Below are 18,767 nucleotides of genomic sequence, written 5' to 3'. Positions count from 1 at the left end.
CCTCAATATTCTTCTCATCGAAAACTGATTCTTGAGTTCGCTGTTGATTCATCATGCCATTTTTGGCGATGAAAAGCCTTTGCCTTGAGAGGGATGAAGGGGGTGGGCAGGAAGTGGAACCAACAAACTCTCTATCATAAAGATTGTCGCTTGTTGCCACGCCAAACAATGCCAGACGATCTAGACACCAACCTAACTCACCCCGACTCCCTGCAACTCTCCCTCACCGCTATGCGGGAACGGGAACTACACAGACTCCGCAACAGCCTCAGACTGGGACAGCAAAATATGGCAGATTGGCAGGGGGGACAACTAGCAGTCTCGGCAGTACCCGGTGCCGGAAAGTCTACAGGAATGGCAGTAGCAGCCGCGATCGCTATTGCTCGTTACCAACTCCACGGCAAGCGTCAACTCGTCGTCGTCACCTTCACTCGTTCTGCTGCTGCTAGTATCAAAGCAAAAATTCGTGGCTATCTTAAGCCTTTATATTTACCACAAAATAGCTTTGTTGTCTATACCTTGCACGGTTTGGCACTCAATATTGCCAACCGTCATCCCGAAGTATCGGGCATTAATTTAGAGAATGCGACGGTGGTAACACCCAATCAAAGCCACCGCTTAATTCGGACTTGCGTGGAACAGTGGATTGCCGCTAACCCCCGCCGCTATTCCACCCTGCTGGAAGGACAAAGTTTTGACGGGGAAGAAACCGAACGGCTGCGGCGACAGTCGGTGCTGCGGACGGAAGTACTGCCAAACTTGGCTTATACGGTTATCCACGAAGCGAAAAGTTCTGGGTTACTGCCAGAGGATTTGTGGCGCATTAGCGACTTGGTAGCTGATCCTTATGACATTTTAGCGATCGCAGCCGGACTCTACAACCAGTACCAAACCCTGACGCGATCGCGAGACTTTATCGACTATGACGATATGATTCTAGCGGCACTGCGCGTCTTAGAAAACAATACCATCCGCCAACTGTGGCAGAACCAATTCTTTGCCGTCTTTGAAGACGAAGCCCAAGATTCTAGTCCCTTACAATACCGACTGCTGCAAACCCTCGCCGCTGATCCAAATAACCCCAACGTTCCACCCAATTTAATCCGAGTCGGCGACCCCAATCAAGCGATTAACTCCACCTTTACCCCTGCTGACCCGATTTATTTTAATTGGTTCTGCCAAGAGTGCAAAACTCAGGGGCGTCTGGCAACCATGGATCAAGCAGGACGCAGTACCTCTATTATTATCGATGCTGCTAATTTTATTTTAAACTGGGTTAATCGCACCTATTTTAAAAACGACGATTCATCCGGTCTTCCCTTTCGCCCCCAAATTATTCGCCCTGTTCCTGGCGACGACCCCCAACCCGAGGCTAACCCGATTCCAACGGGTCATGGTTTGGAAATTTACACGCCTAGAGATATTTACCAAACTGTCGAACTGATAGGCGAACGGGTAGTAGAGTTATTGACCCAAAATCCCGACCATAACGCGGCTGTATTAGTGCGGGAGAATCGACAAGGGACGTTTGTGGCACAGAAACTGGAGTATCTCAAACGCCAGCACGGAATCGAGGTCTATGATGTGCAAACCAGCGATCGCCAATCTCATATTCCCGGTGAAATCCTAGCACTCTTGCAATTCATCGATCGCCCCCATTCCCCCGATTACCTAAAAGCGGCACTTGATGTCCTAGTACAGCGCCAACTGATTCCCACCCAAGACCTCAACGCCCTTGCCACGTCCCCGGAACAATTCCTCTACCCAGGTCCCCTCGACCCAGCCCAAACACCCCCAGTACGTCAAGCGGCGCAATACTGCCGCAGCTTACTACGTGCCCGTTTAGAACTGCCTCATTATCATCTGATTTCTTTCCTGGCACTGACCCTAAAGTACGACCAATCGGAACTGGCAACGGCTGATAAATTAGCAGAACGGGTGGCAAAACAAACCTATGGCAGAAGTTCCATGCTTGCTACCCTATCCGCCCTGAATGAAATTGTCACCTCGGAACGCTTTGAACCTGTGGAAACCGAAGACGCTGACTCCCGCTATCTCCGCAAGCGGCAACTGACAATTATCACCATGCACAAAGCGAAGGGGCTCGACTGGGACTATGTGTTTCTTCCCTTTCTCCACGAAGATACGATTCCTGGTAGTCCTTGGGTGCCTACAGCCGCTCAATTTTTAGGAGATTTTACGTTAGCAGAAGTCGCTAGAGCGCAAATTCGGGCGAGTTTGCATCAGCAACCTTTACCGATGGCAATGGAGGCGTGGGAACTAGCCGGATATTTAAAGATGGCGGAGGAGTTTCGTTTATTATATGTGGCGATGACCCGGGCGAAGCGTTTGCTGTGGATGTCTGCGGCTGAGAAGGGACCGTTTCGTTGGAATACGTTTAGCGTTAAGACATCGGATAACTTACAGGTCAAAAAGCATTGTCCGGTATTGCCAGCGTTGAAAAATCGGTTTCCGGAATCGGTGGTTTCCCTATCTGCGATGCAAAGTTGAAGCGTGATATCTCAGTTAGAGTGTCCTATTTTACAATCTTTGCTGAAATAATAAAATCTTAAATTATAATAAAGTTACTCGTTTTTGTCTTTTTTGAAACAGGTCACTGATAGAGCATTTCGTATAACAAGTAAGACCTGTGTATTACGAAAAAAAATTTGAAAATTCCCCAGATTTTTTGAAGAATCCTAACGATGATTACCATTCCTGGCTACCAAATCATAGAGCAAATCTATGAAAGTGCTAATTCCTTAGTTTATCTAGGAATTCGAGAACAGGATAAGCAAGCAGTAATTCTCAAAGTACTCAAAGAAGATTATCCGACAGCTTCAGAACTCACTCGCTATAAGCAGGAGTATGAAATTATCCGAAATCTAACTATTGATGGAGTCGTTAAGGCTTATGCTTTAGAACCTTATCAGAGAAGCTTGGTTATTATTCTGGAGGATTTTGGGGGTCAATCTTTAAAACAATTGATGAATGACAGTGTAGGGGCAATTCATGAATTGCCCCTAGCAGAATTTCTGGATATTGCCATCAAAATAGCTGAGATTTTGGGACAGATTCACAGCAGTAATGTCATCCACAAAGATATTAACCCTGCCAATATTGCCTATAACCCAGAAACGGGACAACTTAAAATCATTGATTTTGGCATCTCTACCCAATTAAGCCGTGAAAATCCTACTCTAAAAAATCCCAATGTTTTAGAAGGCACATTAGCATATATGTCCCCAGAACAAACGGGACGGATGAATCGGGCTTTGGATTATCGCACGGATTTTTATTCATTGGGTGTTACTTTTTACGAATTGCTAACTGGAAAGTTTCCGTTTGAGACAACAGATGCATTGGAATTAGTCCATTGTCATATCGCTAAACAACCCATACCACCTAAAGAAGGCAGAAGGGAAGAAATTCCTCAAGCTTTGTCAGATATAGTCATGAAGTTGATGGCAAAGACGGCAGAGGAACGGTATCAAAGTGCTTGGGGAATTAAAGCCGATTTAGAAGAATGTCTCCATCAATTACAGACAAAGGGAGAAATTTCCGACTTTCCTTTGGGGACTCAAGATATTTCTGACAAGTTTCAAATTCCCCAAAAACTTTATGGACGTGAAGCGGAAGTTGAAACCTTACTAGCAGCATTTGAGAGAGTAGCACGGGAAGAAGACACGGGGACACGGGGACACGGGGACGCGGAGATTGGCCAATCCAAGATTGAATTGATGCTAGTAGCGGGTTATTCCGGTATTGGTAAATCAGCATTGGTTGCCGAAATTCATAAACCGATTACCGAAAAACGCGGCTATTTTATCTCCGGTAAATTTGACCAATTTCAGCGCAATATTCCTTACTCGGCTGTCGTTAATGCCTTTAAGGGATTAATGCGGCAACTGTTAACCGAAAGTGAAGCGCAACTAACTCAATGGCGAGAAAAATTGTTAGCCGCTGTTGGTAAGAATGGGCAGGTAATTATTGATGTCATCCCGGAAGTAGAACTAATTATTGGCAAACAGCCACCCGTACCTGAGTTAGCACCAACTGAGTCGCAAAATCGCTTTAATTTAGTTTTCCAAAACTTCGTCCGAGCCTTTTGTACAAAAGAGCATCCTTTGGTTATCTTCCTGGATGATTTACAGTGGGCAGACTCGGCTACACTCAAGTTGATTGAATTGATGATGATAGATAGCGAAACACAATATTTGTTCCTCATTGGGGCGTATCGGGATAACGAAGTCAGCCCCACACATCCTTTGATGATGACGCTTGAAGGCTTGCAAAAACAAGGGGCAATTGTCAATTCGATTACTTTAGCACCGTTAGCATTAGAGCATATTAGCCAACTCATTGCTGACACTTTACATAGTGACACTGATGAGGTCAAACCTTTAGCCGAATTGGTGAAGCGAAAAACTGGCGGCAATCCCTTTTTTGCTAATCAATTTCTCAAAACATTGCACTCGGAAAACTTAATCACGTTTCACCTCCCTCAATCCCTCCTTACTAAGGGGGGAAGTAAAGGGGGGTTCTGGCAGTGGGATATTTCCACCATTGAGGCACAAGATATTACTGATAATGTGGTGGAGTTGATGATTGGCAAGTTGAAGAAACTCCCAGAATCGACTCAGCATGTTTTACGCTTGGCGGCTTGTGTCGGTGCTTATTTCGACTTAACCACCATTTCTATTGTTTGTGAAAAATCCAAAGAGGAAATTTTTCCAGACCTAGTGATGGCAATTCAGTATGGGTTAATTCTACCTACATCTGAGTTAGATACTCAACTGTTAATTCAGAATTACAAGTTTCTACACGACCGAGTTCAACAAGCAGGATATGCCTTGATTGATGAGGCGCAAAAAATAGTAGTTCATTTACAAATTGGTCGGCTACTGTTGCAGAATACAGATCCGGAAGCCCTATCAGAGGAGATATTTGAAATCGTCGATCACCTCAATCTAGGTATGGGGGTAGGCACGGGAGCACTACCCCTACATATCTGTCAAGAAGAACGAAATGAAATCGCCAAATTGAATCTGATGGCAGGCAAAAAAGCTAAAGCTGCAACAGCGTATGTGGCAGCCGTTGACTATTTGAATACAGGACTAAACCTGCTAAATGTAGATAGTTGGCAGAGTAACTATGACTTAACTTTAGCGCTACACCAAGAAGCCGCAGAAGCAGCATATCTCAATGGCGACTTTCCCGAAATGGAACAACTGGCAGAAGAAGTACTAAATCGTGCTAAAAGTGTGCTGGATAAAGTAAAAGTTTATGATGTAAAAATTCAAGCTGCTGGTGCACAAAGTAAAATAAAAGAAGGAATTCAAATTAGCCTGATCGCACTGACACAATTAGGGATAAGCTTACCAGAAGATCCGAGCCAGTGGGATGTTCAAAGAGAACTCGAAAAAACGGCTTCACTCGTTGCGGCTCAAGACATTAAAGATTTAATTAACTTACCTTTAATGACCGAATCGGAGAAGCAGGCAGCCCTACTGATCTTTTCGAGTATAGTTGCTAGTACTATTACAGCTTCGCCAGCACTGTTTATACTTGTGATATGCGAACAAGTGAATATATCTATCAAATATGGCAATTCATGCTGGGCTCCATTTGCTTATGCTTGTTACGGATTAATTTTGTGTGGGGTCGTTCAGGACATTGATTCTGGTTATAGTTTTGGTAGATTGAGTTTAAAGTTAGTTGAATTGCTAGATATCAAGAACATCAAGTGTAAGACATTGCAGGTGTTTGGAGCCTTCATAATCCATTGGAAAGAGCATTTCAAAGAAACACTACCTATTCTGATTGATGGCTATCAGAGTGGAATAGAAATGGGAGATTTTGAATATGCTGGCTATTGTGCATTTTTCAATAATTTTCATTCATATTTTATCGGTAACGAACTTACTGAGCTAGAACAAAAAATATCGACCTATCGTAAAGCTATTAGTCAACTAAGGCGGGAAAGACCTTTTAATTGGCTCTCAATATTTTTGCAGGCAGTTCGTAACTTATTGGGTCAAGAAGAAAACCCCTCTCTATTAAGGGGTGATGCTTGCAATGAAGAGCTAGCATTCCCCCTTGCCCTTGAAAAAAATGACAGGACTGAGTTGCACTACTTATATCTAAATAAGATTATCCTCAGTTATTTATTTGGTGATTATCGTCAAGCTGCACAAAATGCTGTTTTGGCAGAACAGTATTTGGATAATGTGACAGCAATGATGGTTGTGTCGCTTTTCCATTTCTATGATTCTCTAGCTCATTTGAGCGTATTTACTAATGCTTCAACCTCGGAACAAGAGGCTTGGCTCGATCGCATTAATTCCAACCAAGCAAAAATGCAGAACTGGGCGAATCATGCCCCAATGAATTTCTTACATAAATATCATCTAGTTGAAGCAGAAAAAGCAAGATTTTTAGGACAATTTTGGGAAGCGCAAGAGTTTTATGAAAAAGCGATTTCAGGCGCTAGAAAGAATGGATTTATTCAAGAAGAAGCCTTGGCTTACGAATTAGCCGCCAAGTTTTATCTAGAGCGCGGCAGGGAGAAGTTTGCCCAAACTTATATGAAAGAGGCACACTATAGTTATAGGCGCTGGGGAGCAAAGGCAAAAGTTGAGGATTTAGAAGCCAAATATCCCCAGCTACTACCGAAATCCTCATCTACCAAAAGTATTACCTCCACCTCCACGACAACTATCAAGTCTACAAGTGGTAGTCAGTCAGTATCAGTGTTAGATTTCGCCACTGTAATGAAGGCATCCCAAGCCATTTCCGGTGAGATTCGATTAGATAAACTACTAACAAAACTGATTACGATTATTTTGGAAAACACAGGAACACAATCTGGATTTTTGCTCCTAGAAACGAATGGAGAATTGTTCATCGAAGCCGAAGCACAGGCAAATGGTCAAGTTACTGTCTTGCAATCCATGCCCATTGAATTTGTCAAACCAGATGGAGAAATGCCCCTGCTGTCCTCAGCCATCATTAACTACGTCGTTCGGACTGGGGAAAATTTGGTCTTGGATGATGCTATGCACAAGGGCAACTTTACCAATGAACGTTATATCAAAAAATATGGCGTTAAATCTGTTCTCTGTGTCCCCCTGCTCAACCAAGGACAACTGAATGGTATTGTTTACCTGGAGAATAATCTAACTACCGGAGCGTTTACATCTGATAGATTAGAAGTTCTACAACTATTATCTGGACAAGCTGCGATCGCAATTACCAATGCCAAGCTCTACGCCGAGGTGAAAGAAAGCGAACGACGGTTGACGCAATACCTAGAAGCCATGCCTGTAGGTGTATCTGTCCACACTCCTACAGGACAACTCCACTATGCCAACCAAACAGCACAACAGTTACTCGGCATCAACATAGCACCCGAAGCCAAAACCGAGCAAATCGCAGAGGCTTATCAAGTTTATCGTGCCGGAACCCAACAGGTATATCCCAACGATCGACTACCCATCGTGCGTTCCTTGGCAGGTGAAACAGTCAAAGCTGACGATTTAGAACTTCACCAACCCGATAAAACTCTACCCTTAGAGGTGTCTAGTACGCCAATTTTTGATGAAAGGGGTAAGATTGCCTATGCCATTGCCGCTTTTCAAGACATCACCGAGCGCAAACAAACAGAGAAGTTCTTAGCTGACTACAACTGCACCTTAGAAATTCAAGTCGCCGAACGTACCCAAGCACTTGCCCAAGCAGTCGAAGAACTCAAAACAACCCAAAATGAACTGATACAAAAAGAAAAAATGGCTGCTTTGGGACAGTTAGTCGCAGGCATTGCCCATGAAATCAATACTCCCCTCGGGGCAATTCGTTCCTCCGCCGGAAATATTACTAAATTCTTAGACCAAACCCTAGAACAGTTACCCACACTGTTTCAATCCCTCTCAACAGAAGACTCCGCCAGTTTCTTAGCCTTACTACAACGCTCACTACAACACCAATCAACATTCTCCACTAAAGAAGAGCGTAAATTTAAAAGAGCTTTAAGACGCGAACTGGAAAGTTCAGAAATTGATAATGCCGATATCATGGCGGAGAGGCTGGTGATTATGGGGATTTCTGACGAAATTGATGCCTTTGTGCCTCTGTTAAAAAAACCTGACAGTTTTAAAATCTTAGAAATCGCCTATAAACTTTCTGAATTAAAAAGAGGCACAGCTACTATTAATACTTCCACAGACCGAGCCTCGAAAGTGGTGTTTGCATTGAAAACCTATTCCCGTTATGACCAGTCGCGAGACAAGACAATAGTTAACCTTAGCGAAGGAATTGAAACGGTCTTAACCCTCTATCAAAATCAACTCAAACAGGGAGTTGATGTCATCAAAAATTATGCCGAAATTTCACCTGTACCCTGTTATCCTGATGAACTGAATCAGGTCTGGACAAACCTCATTCATAATGCCTTACAAGCAATGGATAATCGAGGCACGTTAACGATTGATGTTACTCAAGTTGACCAGCAGGCTAAGATTAGCATTACCGATAACGGCTGTGGGATACCTGAAGAAATTCAAGCGAAAATATTTGAGCCATTTTTTACCACTAAACCCGCTGGTGAAGGCAGTGGCTTAGGGCTGGATATTGTCAAAAAAATCATTGATAAGCATTCCGGTAACATCACTGTAGACAGCCAACCGGGTCGGACTACATTCCATGTTTTTATCCCAATTCAGCCTGATGAATAGTAGTAGCAGACTACCAACACTAATGACCAATGACTAAGGACGAATGACTAATGAGTAAACCCGTTATTTTATGTGTTGATGACGAAAAAGCCGTATTACAGAGTCTCAGGACGCAACTGATGGAAGCCTTTGGAAATGACTACGCCTATGAAGCGGCTGAAGATGCTGATGAGGCTTTAGAGGTCATTCATGAACTCAGCGAGGAGGACATGAGCATTATTCTAATTGTCTCGGATTGGTTAATGCCTGGGATGAAGGGGGACGAATTTCTCATCAGAGTGCATCAGCAATTTCCCAACGTAATTAAAATTTTGCTAACGGGTCAAGCCGATGAATTAGCCATTCAACGGGCAAAGGATCACGCGAATCTCCATTGCTGCTTATTTAAGCCTTGGTCTGAAGCAGAATTAATAGAAACCCTTAAATCAGGTTTAGAGCAACTCCAATAAAAAGTTTGAAGTATGAAATTAACGAACAAAAATGACCAATGACTAATGACAAAAAACAAACCAACCATTATTTGTGTCGATGATGAGGCAACTGTACTTAGAAGCCTCAGAGCAGAACTTCAAGAAGCGATCGGCAATAATTATCTAATCGAAATTGCTGAAGGAGGAGAGGAGGCATTAGAATTAGTTCAAGATTTGTTAGAGGATGGTGATGAAGTCCCCTTAATTATTTCCGATCATATTATGCCGGATATGAAGGGAGATGAGCTGTTAAAGCGCGTTCATCAACTTTCTCCCAAAACCCTCAAAATCATGCTGACTGGGCAAGCGGATATTGAAGCAGTAGGAAGGGCAATTAAGTATGCCAAATTATATCGTTACATTGCCAAGCCTTGGCAACCTGAAGACCTAAAGTTGACCGTAACTGAAGCCATATATAGCTATCTTCAGGATAAAAATATAGCTACCAAAAATGCTGAACTTAAACAATTAAACCTGGAACAAGCAGCACTAATCGACAAACTTGATGAGAGCGAACAGAAGTATCGTTCCATCTTTGAAAATGCGCTAGAAGGCATCTTTCAAAGTAATTCTGACGGGAGCTATCTCAATGCCAATCGCGCCTTAGCTCAAATTTACGGCTACGACTCACCGGAAGAATTGATGGCAACAATTACCAATATTCCCGAACAACTGTACGTCGAACCCCACAACCGTACAGAGTTTCTTACCTTAATGCAAAACTACGGTGAAGTTTCTAATTTTGAGTCAAGAGTCTATCGCAAGGATGGCAGTATCATCTGGATTAGTGAGAGTGCCCGCACTGTCTGTGATGCTGATGGATTACTGTGCTACTATCAAGGCTTTGTTGAAGATATCACCGCTCGTAAACAAGCTGAAGCTGAACGAATGAAGTTTACGAATGAACTGTATCAACTCAATCAAGCCTTCTCACGCTTTGTCCCCAGTCAATTCCTCCAGTTGTTAGACAAGAAAAGCATTGTCGATGTTCGCTTGGGCGATCAAGTGCAGAAAGAAATGTCGGTGCTATTTTCCGATATTCGTGACTTCACCACCCTATCTGAAACCATGACGCCGGAGGACAATTTTAAATTTATTAATGCCTATCTTTCTCGTATGGAATCAGCAATTATCGAAAATCAAGGCTTTATTGATAAATACATTGGTGATGGGATTATGGCACTGTTTAGTGGCAGTGCAGATGAGGCTGTGAATGCGGGAATTGCCATGTTGCAATGTCTCACCGAGTATAATCAAAAGCGGGTTAAATCCGGCTATAAACCCATCTCTATTGGCATTGGTATCAATACAGGTTCTTTAATGCTAGGGACAGTCGGCGGAAAAAACCGGATGGACAGCACAGTAATTAGTGATGATGTTAATTTAGCCGCCCGATTGGAAAACCTGACAAAAGTATATAGGGTATCCCTGTTAATCACTCACCAGACTTTGGCTCGTTTGCAAAGCCCCACAGAGTACAGTATCCGCTTCATCGAGCGCGTACTTGTTAAGGGAAAGTCAAAAGCTGTGGCAGTTTTTGAAGTTTTTGATGGGGATAATTCTCAAGTTAAAGAAGGCAAGTTAGCCACAAAAGCTATCTTTGAAGAAGGGTTGTTCCTCTATCATCAGCAAGCAACGAAGCAAGCCGGACGACGATTTGAAGAAGTATTGAGCCTTAACCCACAAGACACAGTGGCTCAAATCTATCGGTTGCGCTGTCAGCCGCAACCAGAGACAGCAAGATGCGATTGCGTTAAGTATACCGTTTGAGCGGGCGATCGCTGCCGTGTAAACCCTAACTAGAGATAGAATATCTTAATTAAGGCTTACCACTCCCCATCAAGTAAAGCAGCGCCATCCGCACCGCAACACCACTCGTTACCTGTTCAGAAATTAGGCTAAATTCCGGGTCATCCATTAAATCAGAACTAATCTCAACACCTCGATTAACGGGTCCTGGATGTAATACTTTAACCTCAGGTCGGCAGAGTTTCAAGCGATCGCGGGTAATGCCATAACGCTGGTGATATTCTCGCAAACTCGGCAGCAGGTGGGCACTCATGCGTTCCTTTTGCAGCCGCAACGTCATCACAAAATCAGCATCTTTGAGGGCGGGTTCGATATCCCAGTGGACGAATAGCTGGCGATTTGGGAGTTCTGTGTTCTTATTCCCTTTAATCCCATTCCCCACTCCCGTTCGGCTGACGCTCACGGCGGAAGCCCATTCCCTATTCCCCACTCCCCATTCTGCAAACAACTTAGGCAGGAGTGTCGGGGGTCCAGCGAGATGCACTTGGGCACCGCTAGCCGTGAGACTCCAGATATTGGAACGAGCGACTCTGGAATGGACGATATCGCCAACAATGGCAACTTTCTTATCCGCCAACAGCTTTAGACGAGGATATTCAAAGTCTAAGAGAGACGTAATCGTAAATAAGTCTAGCAATGCCTGAGAGGGATGTTCGTGTTGCCCATCCCCAGCATTGAGAATACCCACCCGAACACCCAGTCGATCCATTTCATCGGCGATCGCATTCGGTACTCCTGCCTCTCGATGGCGAATCACCATCATATCCGCACCCATTGCCAAATAGGTTTTGGCGGTATCCAGAATGGTTTCGCCTTTCGTCATCGACGACGTTCCTGGCGCAAAGTTGAGGGTATCTGCACTGAGACGCTTTGCCGCTAGTTCAAAGCTACTGCGAGTGCGAGTTGAGGGTTCAAAAAATAAATTAGCAACAACTTGACCTTGTAATGCTGGAACTTTTTTAGTTCGCCGGGAGAGAATTTCTCGACAACTAGCAGCCGTTTGCAGTACGCTGTCGTATTCGGCAGGTGTAAAGTCAGCCAAGGAAAGAATGTGGCGGCGAGTCCAGGTGGCAGTAGCCATAGGGGTTAATTGTGAATTATAAAGGAGTTCCACAGACAGCTCATGTTGCCTGTCCTACGGGATAATTCCATGGGGATTAACTCAATTGAGCTACAACCTGATTTTGCAATAAGAGTTGCTCCGTCAGCAAATCCTCAACCCCAATCCGCAAAGAGCGATCGCTATCCACCCAAAACTTAACTTTAATGCGATCGCGTCCTGGACTTCCAGGCGGTGTGAGTTGGGCAATAGTTCTGGCACCCTCTCGATCATTCAGGGGTTGCACACTCGTTTTACCCCCACCTAACTGCCGAGTCACTAAGCGATCGCCTTCAAAATACACTTCCGTCGCCCCCGTATCTGCACCCAACTCCCCGACAATAAGTTCAATACTGGGTTGATTGTCCACAGATGCCCCCAGTACCAATTCCACGGGGTTAGGCATGGGGTAAGGTTGTCCGGCTTTAATAATCGAATGCCAGTTGTGGCAATTATTGCGCCTGTCCCAATAGCGGACGCCGTAGCTATGGTAGAGGAAATCCTGGATTTCAATCCCTTGTGCCAGTTGCAGAGCACCTTGAGCGATCGCTTCAAAGGGTTTCTCGCAACGAATCTGATCCGCGTCGAAATACTGGCGCACCCAATCTTGAACAGCCGGGATTTTCACCGTCCCCCCGACTAACAGCACCGCATCAATATCAGATACTTCGATACCACTGCGCCGCGCTTGTTGCAAGAGTTGGGTCATTCTCTCATCTAGGTTCTCATAAAATTGATGCTTTCTGAGGATTTTTTCAAACCCCTGGCGATCGAGTTTGAGTTCGTAACTCTCAAAGGTTTCGTCATTAAAATAGACTTCCGTCGCTGATTCCTGCTCAGATAGCTCAATTTTCAGGCGTTCTGCCAGTCGAGTGGTTAAGGGCGATCGCATTAACCCTTGCGTCTCCGCAAAATAATCCACCAACCAGTGATCAATATCCGAGCCTCCCAGATTCTGCCCTGTTTTTGCCAATACGCGAGCAATTTTTGGCTTCTGTCCAGAACTGTCTCCCAGTACTTTCTCACCCCACTTCAGAATAAAGCCGAGGGGTTTCGTCGTCCGTTGAGCCTCTTGATCCAACCGCACCAAGGATAAATCCAGAGTCCCCCCCCCAAAGTCAACCACTAGCAGGGTTTCCCCTTCAGCAATTCCGTAGCCCAACGCGGCGGCGGTGGGTTCATCCAATATCCGGACTTGTTCCACGGGTAGGGACTGGCAAACCCCCGTCAGCCAATGCCGATAGGCTTCAAAGCTATCCACGGGGACGGTGAGAATCAGGGATTCAATGGCGTCTGACTGAGACGGTGAGAGTTTCTCAATAATCTGGTTCAGGAACCACTGCCCGACTTGCTCAAACGTTATCGTTTGTCCATCCAGTTCGGGTAGAAATCCTTGAATATCTGTCCCAATCCCGCGTTTGAAGCTGCGGAAGAAGCGGGGGTCAGAGTTGAGATCTAAACCGCGATCGCGCACGGCTTGACCCACAATAATATTACTCTGATTCGCATCCTCAACATAAACCAAACTGGGAATTAAAGGCGGATTGGCACCCAGTTGCTGGGATAAACCGGGTAAACTTATCGTTTCTGGTTGCTGGGTGGCGGCATTCCAGCGCGTGATTACAGTGTTGCTCGTGCCAAAATCAATGGCGTAGGACGCACTCCTAGTTGTAGACATGAGTTCGGTAGCTGTCAGCGATTTATCGGTAAGCGATCGCTTCTCTCCATTGATAGTCCCCCAAGAATAAAGATTCTTCCTTCTATTCCCCCCTTAATAAGGGGGGCTAGGGGGGTGATGCCAGAGTTGAGTCAGAGGAATGAGCGATCGCTACTTGTAACAGATCGTACTAGACCAGGCTGGCACCCATAAGTGACCCGTCAAAAACAGAGGCACTCAAAACGGATATCTTTGTGTAAGTCAATGGGGTAGAAAGCTTAATAATTTAACCCCTAAAATGAGATAGCCTACCCTAACTGCACGACCTCCGATACTCATGACTGCAACGGACAGCCCGAAAACCTTGCCCTTACCTCCCGGTACTTTCGGTCTACCTGGGATTGGCGAAACTCTTGGTTTTCTATTCGATCCTGATTTTGCCATTAAACGGCAACGCAAGTATGGCTCAATTTTCAAAACTAACATCTTAGGGCGACCAACTGTTGTCATGGTGGGGGCAGATGCCAACCGCTTTATCCTCTCTTCCGATATGGATTGCTTCTCCTGGCGCGAGGGGTGGCCCGATACATTCAAGGAACTATTGGGAGAGTCACTATTCGTCCAAGAAGGGGAGGAACACAGGCGCAATCGTAAGTTATTAATGCCAGCGTTTCACGGCAAGGCGTTGGCAAATTATTTAGAGACAATGGATAGTCTCATCCACGACTATCTCAAAAAATGGGAACATCTGGGTACGTTCACCTGGTTCTCCGAACTCAAACAGATGACATTTGAGATTGCCAGTATCCTCCTCGTTGGCAGTAAACCCGGAGAAAATATAGCCCAACTATCGCAGTGGTTTGCACAACTGACATCAGGTTTATTTGCCGTACCTTTGCGCTGGCGCTGGACGACTTATGGTAAGGCATTGGCAGCAAGGAATCAGTTATTAGCTTACATCGAACAAGCGGTGCGAAAGCGACAGCAAGAACCTGCCCAGGATGCTTTGGGGTTGCTGGTACAGAGTCAAGATGAGGAGGGAAATGCCCTCTCTATGAATGAACTCAAAGCCCAAACGCTACTGCTGTTATTTGCGGGACACGAGACAACGACATCCATGTTGACATCTTTGGCTATGGCACTCGCGCAGCATCCAGATGTGTTAGCCAAAGCGAGGGCAGAACAGCAGCAATTCGCAACAGAGGGTGCTATCACCTTCGAGCAATTGAAGCAAATGCCGTACCTAGAACAGATATTGCGGGAAGTCGAACGCCTTTATCCTCCCATTGCTGGTGGATTTCGAGGAGTGGTGAAGTCCTTTGAGTATCAAGGCTACCACGTTCCGGCAGGTTGGCAAGTTCTCTATCGCATTCAAGGCACCCATCAGGATAGTGAAGTCTATACCAATCCCAAGCAATTCGATCCCGATCGCTTTTCACCCGAACGGGCAGAACACAAGCAACAGGAGTTTAGTTTAGTCGGTTTTGGTGGCGGACCCCGCATTTGTTTGGGACTGGCATTTGCTCAGATGGAAATGAAGATTTTTGCCGCTCATTTACTGCGTCATTACCATTGGGAATTACTGCCCAAGCAAAACCTAACAATGGATGCTATCCCCACTTTACATCCTCGTTCTGGGTTACGGGTAAGGTTTAGTAAGCTTTAATGCTAGGGTTCACAGGGACGATGAGTTATTTGCGATCGCTCTATTGCTCTGGCGTTTTCGGCAAATACGAGGCTTAATATGTCAAAAAATACCGCGTGAGACAGCAGACACCACGAGTAAACTTCAATTCAAATTAGGAGTTCCCAAATCCATTGATGCTTTGCCCCAAATCCCCTTACTTCAAGCCTTGCTTGTCAACGTTGCCTTACTCAGTCTTTTTGCGATTCAACACAGCGTTATGGCACGACAGGAATTTAAAAAATGGTGGACGCAATTTGTTCTAAAACCCATTGAACGCAGTACCTATGTTTTGTTTTCAAGTTTGTGCCTCATCCTGCTCTTTTGGCAATGGCAACCGATGGGTGGAGTGGTGTGGAACGTGCAAAACCCAACCGGACGTGTCATTCTTTTCTCATTGTTTGGTTTTGGATGGCTGCTTGTGTTAGTCAGCACCTGATACATCACGATTGCTTTCTGTCACCAACAGAATAGTTTTTTCTGGATCAATCATCCAGCCAACCCAGTTAGAAAATGAAGATCCTAGGGCGATATTAATTGCACCAGGAATGTGCCCACCACCGAAAGCGAGAATTGAGCGAGTATCGATGACGATAGTAATTTCAGCATCCATCTTTTGCTGAAATTCCGAGGGCGATAGGGGGTGTAACGTTGGTAGGCAACCTTTAATAGGCGCACCCTTAGCGTTGACGTTCTTGAGGCGGAAATAATAAGTCGGTGCCTCTGGCATACCCTTTAAAATCCAATCCACAAATTCTTGTTCAGTTCGCTCTTGAAAGGCTTCGCTAAAAATTCGTTCGTTACCAATGGTACTTTGTTTGCGATCGCGCCATTTGTAAATAAATATCCACATCCCGACGCGGATCGATAACGGCTGCCACACCGGCTTTGTCATCTCCAATTAAGTACGAAAGTTGGGCAAGTCCTTCGGTGTTAATTTGCTCTAAGACTAGTGCCATAAGGCTTTCTCCTTACAGGAATTCAACTGGCTTTTGAATGGGATGAAATGTAGTGCTTAAAGAACTCTTTCATCTGAGGAGATTTGTCACAATCAAAGCCAAGTTGCTTACCCTTTTCCATTGCCTCCTCTGCCGTCATTCCCTCTTGGGTAGCAACATACATCAGTGCCATTGCCCCCGAACGCATTCCGCTCTTGCAGTGGAGTAAAGTGGGTTTAGGAAGTCGGTCGATTTCCTGGAGTACTTTGTCAGCCAGTTCATCACTCATCGCATCTGGCTTGACGGGAATATTTGTGTATTCAAGTCCTGTAGATTCTGCCTGCTGCTGCTCATCACTCGAAAACCCCTCTTCGTCCGGCGATCGCAAATTTAAAACCGATTTGATTCCTTCTTGTCCTGCCTGTTGCAACTGCTCTGAAGTTACCTGATTAGTCGCTACTATTAGCTGTTCGTTAATCTTCTGAGCATTTTGCATACAGTCTCGCCCTCTTCCTTACGGCTTTACATTAAAAACTTTTAGAGAGAAGTGCATCTATCTAAAGAAGTAGCCTTAGTTTATGACTGATGGGCTAATGCAAGTTCATTTTATTTTAATTCCGCTACATTTGAAATCTGAGATTCCTGATCTTCATGATTCCCTTGACTTTTATTCGCCAAAGCACCACACAAAAACTAGCAAGACAACCACTAATGTTAGAGAAGAGAAAGGCTTCAAGGAATTTAAGATATCCAAGGGAAACAAAACGAGAACCTCTGAAAAAAACCAACTGACAATTAGCAGTAGGGTAATTAAAATAACTAGGGGCATAGGTAACTCACGCTGTAATGAATACTACAATTCTTCAATAAACATCATTTGGACGCTGGGAGGGTTCTTTCTGCCTGGGCATCACCAGCACCTTATCAACTCGATTGCCATCCATGTCCATCACTTCAAAGCGCAATCCTCCCCATTCAAAATGCTCGGCAGCAGCGGGGATGCGTCCTAAGTGAGTAATGACAAAACCACCTAAGGTGTGATAGTTGCCTCGCTGCTCTCCTGGTAACTCCTCAATCTTAAAAAGCCGCCGGAACTCGTCTATCGACAGCATCCCATCCACTAACCAGGAACCATCTTCCCGTTGTACCGCTTGTACTTCATCTCGATCATCAACGGAGGGAATATCACCGACTAGGGCTTCTAAAAGGTCGTTGAGGGTTACTAATCCCTGAATGACACCGTATTCATCTACGACCAATGCTAGATGGGGTCCCGATTTCTTGAACAGCTCCAACACTCTTAGTGCTCGCGTACTTTCGGGTACAAATAGGGGCTGTTTGAGACAGGCAGTGAGATCTAGAGGATGACCGACCAGACATCGACCCAGCAAGGTTGTCACCTGCACGACACCTAACACATTATCAATGCTGCCTTGACAAACCGGAAAGCGGGTATGAGAGCTGCCAATTATCTTGTTGCGGTTCACCTCTGAGGTGTCATCCAAGTCCAGCCAGATGATATCTGGACGGGGCGTCATCAAGGCACTCACTCGCCGATCTCCCAAACCAAAAACCCGCTGAACAATGTCCTGTTCAACTTCCTCAAACATTCCTGCGTCAGTTCCTTGCTGGATTAAGATTTTGATTTCTTCCTCCGTAACTTCCGGCTCCCTGGAAGGTCCGATACCCAAAAGGCGCAGCACCATATCGGTAGAGTAACTTAACAGATGAACTGCCGGAGCCGCAAGATTTGCCAAAAATCGCATCTGCGAAGCGACACCTGTAGCAATGAGTTCCGGATTATTTAACGCTAGTCGCTTTGGAACCAGTTCTCCGAGGACAAGGGAGAAGTAGGTAATGATCAAAACTACAACAAACAAAGCGATCGCTTCGGCATTGGCTGCTAAAAACGGAATGGCTTCCAACTGGGTTGCCAATTTGTTAGCGATAGTGGCACCTCCAAACGCCCCTGCCAAGATACCGATTAGGGTGATGCCAATCTGAACGGTAGACAAAAACTGATTCGGAGAATGGGTGAGTTCTAGTGCCGTGCGAGCTTTAGCATTTCCCCGGTTGGCTAACTGTTGCAAGCGTACCTTCCGTGCTGAGACAATCGCCATCTCTGACATGGCAAAAATACCGTTCAACAGGATGAGCAGGAAAACGAAGAAAAGTTCGCGAGTGAGAGAGGACATTTATTTAATCACTGATGTTCGGGGAGAAGTACCCCCAACTTTCTAGTATCGAGTATCAAAGGGGGGCGAACATCATCGTGTCGTGCCCTTTCTTATTCCAGTGGGGTGTAGGGTGTAGGGAGACAAGGGGACAAGGGAGATGTTACTATTCTCCCCATCCTTTTTTCCCCCCAGCTCCCCCGC

Annotated in this window: 12 protein-coding genes; 6 read left to right on the top strand and 6 right to left on the bottom strand. The window is 45.2% G+C overall.

Annotated elements, in window-relative coordinates; genetic code table 11:
- The first annotated feature begins 168 nt into the window (after positions 1-168).
- The 4 genes from IQ257_RS08700 to IQ257_RS08685 all read left to right on the top strand — a co-directional run bounded on the left by IQ257_RS08700 (position 169) and on the right by IQ257_RS08685 (position 10,972).
- A complete protein-coding gene (locus tag IQ257_RS08700; protein WP_193877533.1) occupies positions 169-2,511 on the top strand; it encodes an ATP-dependent helicase in 2,343 nt (780 codons plus the stop codon).
- Positions 2,512-2,705: 194 nt separating this feature from the next.
- On the top strand, positions 2,706-8,732 hold the full coding sequence (locus IQ257_RS08695; protein ID WP_193877531.1) for an ATP-binding sensor histidine kinase: 6,027 nt from the start codon (positions 2,706-2,708) through the stop codon (positions 8,730-8,732).
- A 50-nt stretch (positions 8,733-8,782) separates the two neighbouring features.
- Positions 8,783-9,181: a response regulator gene (locus IQ257_RS08690; protein WP_193877529.1), complete on the top strand. Its 399-nt coding sequence runs from the start codon at positions 8,783-8,785 to the stop codon at positions 9,179-9,181.
- Positions 9,182-9,226: 45 nt separating this feature from the next.
- Positions 9,227-10,972 (top strand): PAS domain S-box protein, encoded by a 1,746-nt coding sequence (locus tag IQ257_RS08685; RefSeq protein ID WP_193877527.1) that lies wholly within the window; start codon positions 9,227-9,229, stop codon positions 10,970-10,972.
- 49 nt (positions 10,973-11,021) lie between these two features.
- Here the strand turns inward: IQ257_RS08685 and IQ257_RS08680 are convergent, their stop codons facing one another.
- Together IQ257_RS08680 and IQ257_RS08675 are read right to left on the bottom strand one after the other, a co-directional pair.
- A complete protein-coding gene (locus IQ257_RS08680; RefSeq protein WP_193877525.1) occupies positions 11,022-12,092 on the bottom strand; it encodes an aspartate carbamoyltransferase catalytic subunit in 1,071 nt (356 codons plus the stop codon).
- A gap of 76 nt (positions 12,093-12,168) precedes the next feature.
- Positions 12,169-13,788 carry an Hsp70 family protein gene (locus tag IQ257_RS08675; RefSeq protein WP_193877523.1) on the bottom strand — a complete coding sequence of 540 codons (1,620 nt, stop codon included), beginning with the start codon at positions 13,786-13,788 and terminating at the stop codon, positions 12,169-12,171.
- A 316-nt stretch (positions 13,789-14,104) separates the two neighbouring features.
- On the opposite strand from IQ257_RS08675, the gene IQ257_RS08670 reads away from it, so the two are divergent.
- Positions 14,105-15,433, top strand: coding sequence for a cytochrome P450 (locus IQ257_RS08670; RefSeq protein ID WP_193877521.1), 1,329 nt, complete (start codon positions 14,105-14,107; stop codon positions 15,431-15,433).
- A 160-nt stretch (positions 15,434-15,593) separates the two neighbouring features.
- Positions 15,594-15,890 carry a hypothetical protein gene (locus IQ257_RS08665; protein WP_228060542.1) on the top strand — a complete coding sequence of 99 codons (297 nt, stop codon included), beginning with the start codon at positions 15,594-15,596 and terminating at the stop codon, positions 15,888-15,890.
- On the opposite strand, the gene IQ257_RS08660 is transcribed toward IQ257_RS08665, so the two are convergent.
- The 4 genes from IQ257_RS08660 to IQ257_RS08645 all read right to left on the bottom strand — a co-directional run bounded on the left by IQ257_RS08660 (position 15,876) and on the right by IQ257_RS08645 (position 18,584).
- Positions 15,876-16,304, bottom strand: coding sequence for a rhodanese-like domain-containing protein (locus IQ257_RS08660; protein ID WP_228060541.1), 429 nt, complete (start codon positions 16,302-16,304; stop codon positions 15,876-15,878). The two genes, IQ257_RS08665 and IQ257_RS08660, sit on opposite strands and share 15 nt — an antisense overlap.
- Positions 16,252-16,410: a hypothetical protein gene (locus IQ257_RS29940; protein ID WP_228060540.1), complete on the bottom strand. Its 159-nt coding sequence runs from the start codon at positions 16,408-16,410 to the stop codon at positions 16,252-16,254. The genes IQ257_RS08660 and IQ257_RS29940 overlap by 53 nt, the downstream gene beginning before the upstream one ends.
- Before the next feature lie 22 nt (positions 16,411-16,432).
- Positions 16,433-16,885: a beta-lactamase hydrolase domain-containing protein gene (locus tag IQ257_RS08655; protein ID WP_193877519.1), complete on the bottom strand. Its 453-nt coding sequence runs from the start codon at positions 16,883-16,885 to the stop codon at positions 16,433-16,435.
- Positions 16,886-17,252: 367 nt separating this feature from the next.
- On the bottom strand, positions 17,253-18,584 hold the full coding sequence (locus tag IQ257_RS08645) for a hemolysin family protein (protein WP_193877517.1): 1,332 nt from the start codon (positions 18,582-18,584) through the stop codon (positions 17,253-17,255).
- Positions 18,585-18,767: the final 183 nt, after the last annotated feature.

The sequence above is a fragment of the Coleofasciculus sp. LEGE 07092 genome (genome assembly GCF_015207375.1).
Classification (GTDB): domain Bacteria; phylum Cyanobacteriota; class Cyanobacteriia; order Cyanobacteriales; family Coleofasciculaceae; genus LEGE-07092.
The sequence above is the reverse complement of the archived record's forward strand: the minus strand, read 5'-3'. Positions and strand labels throughout refer to the sequence as shown.

Bases quoted from the DNA above. Each gene is read 5' to 3' on its own strand.
- IQ257_RS08700 (WP_193877533.1), top strand. From the start codon at position 169: ATGCCAGACGATCTAGACACCAACCTAACTCACCCCGACTCCCTGCAA.
- IQ257_RS08695 (WP_193877531.1), top strand. From the start codon at position 2,706: ATGATTACCATTCCTGGCTACCAAATCATAGAGCAAATCTATGAAAGT.
- IQ257_RS08690 (WP_193877529.1), top strand. From the start codon at position 8,783: ATGAGTAAACCCGTTATTTTATGTGTTGATGACGAAAAAGCCGTATTA.
- IQ257_RS08685 (WP_193877527.1), top strand. From the start codon at position 9,227: ATGACAAAAAACAAACCAACCATTATTTGTGTCGATGATGAGGCAACT.
- IQ257_RS08680 (WP_193877525.1), bottom strand. From the start codon at position 12,092: ATGGCTACTGCCACCTGGACTCGCCGCCACATTCTTTCCTTGGCTGAC.
- IQ257_RS08675 (WP_193877523.1), bottom strand. From the start codon at position 13,788: ATGTCTACAACTAGGAGTGCGTCCTACGCCATTGATTTTGGCACGAGC.
- IQ257_RS08670 (WP_193877521.1), top strand. From the start codon at position 14,105: ATGACTGCAACGGACAGCCCGAAAACCTTGCCCTTACCTCCCGGTACT.
- IQ257_RS08660 (WP_228060541.1), bottom strand. From the start codon at position 16,304: ATGTGGATATTTATTTACAAATGGCGCGATCGCAAACAAAGTACCATT.
- IQ257_RS29940 (WP_228060540.1), bottom strand. From the start codon at position 16,410: ATGGCACTAGTCTTAGAGCAAATTAACACCGAAGGACTTGCCCAACTT.
- IQ257_RS08655 (WP_193877519.1), bottom strand. From the start codon at position 16,885: ATGCAAAATGCTCAGAAGATTAACGAACAGCTAATAGTAGCGACTAAT.
- IQ257_RS08645 (WP_193877517.1), bottom strand. From the start codon at position 18,584: ATGTCCTCTCTCACTCGCGAACTTTTCTTCGTTTTCCTGCTCATCCTG.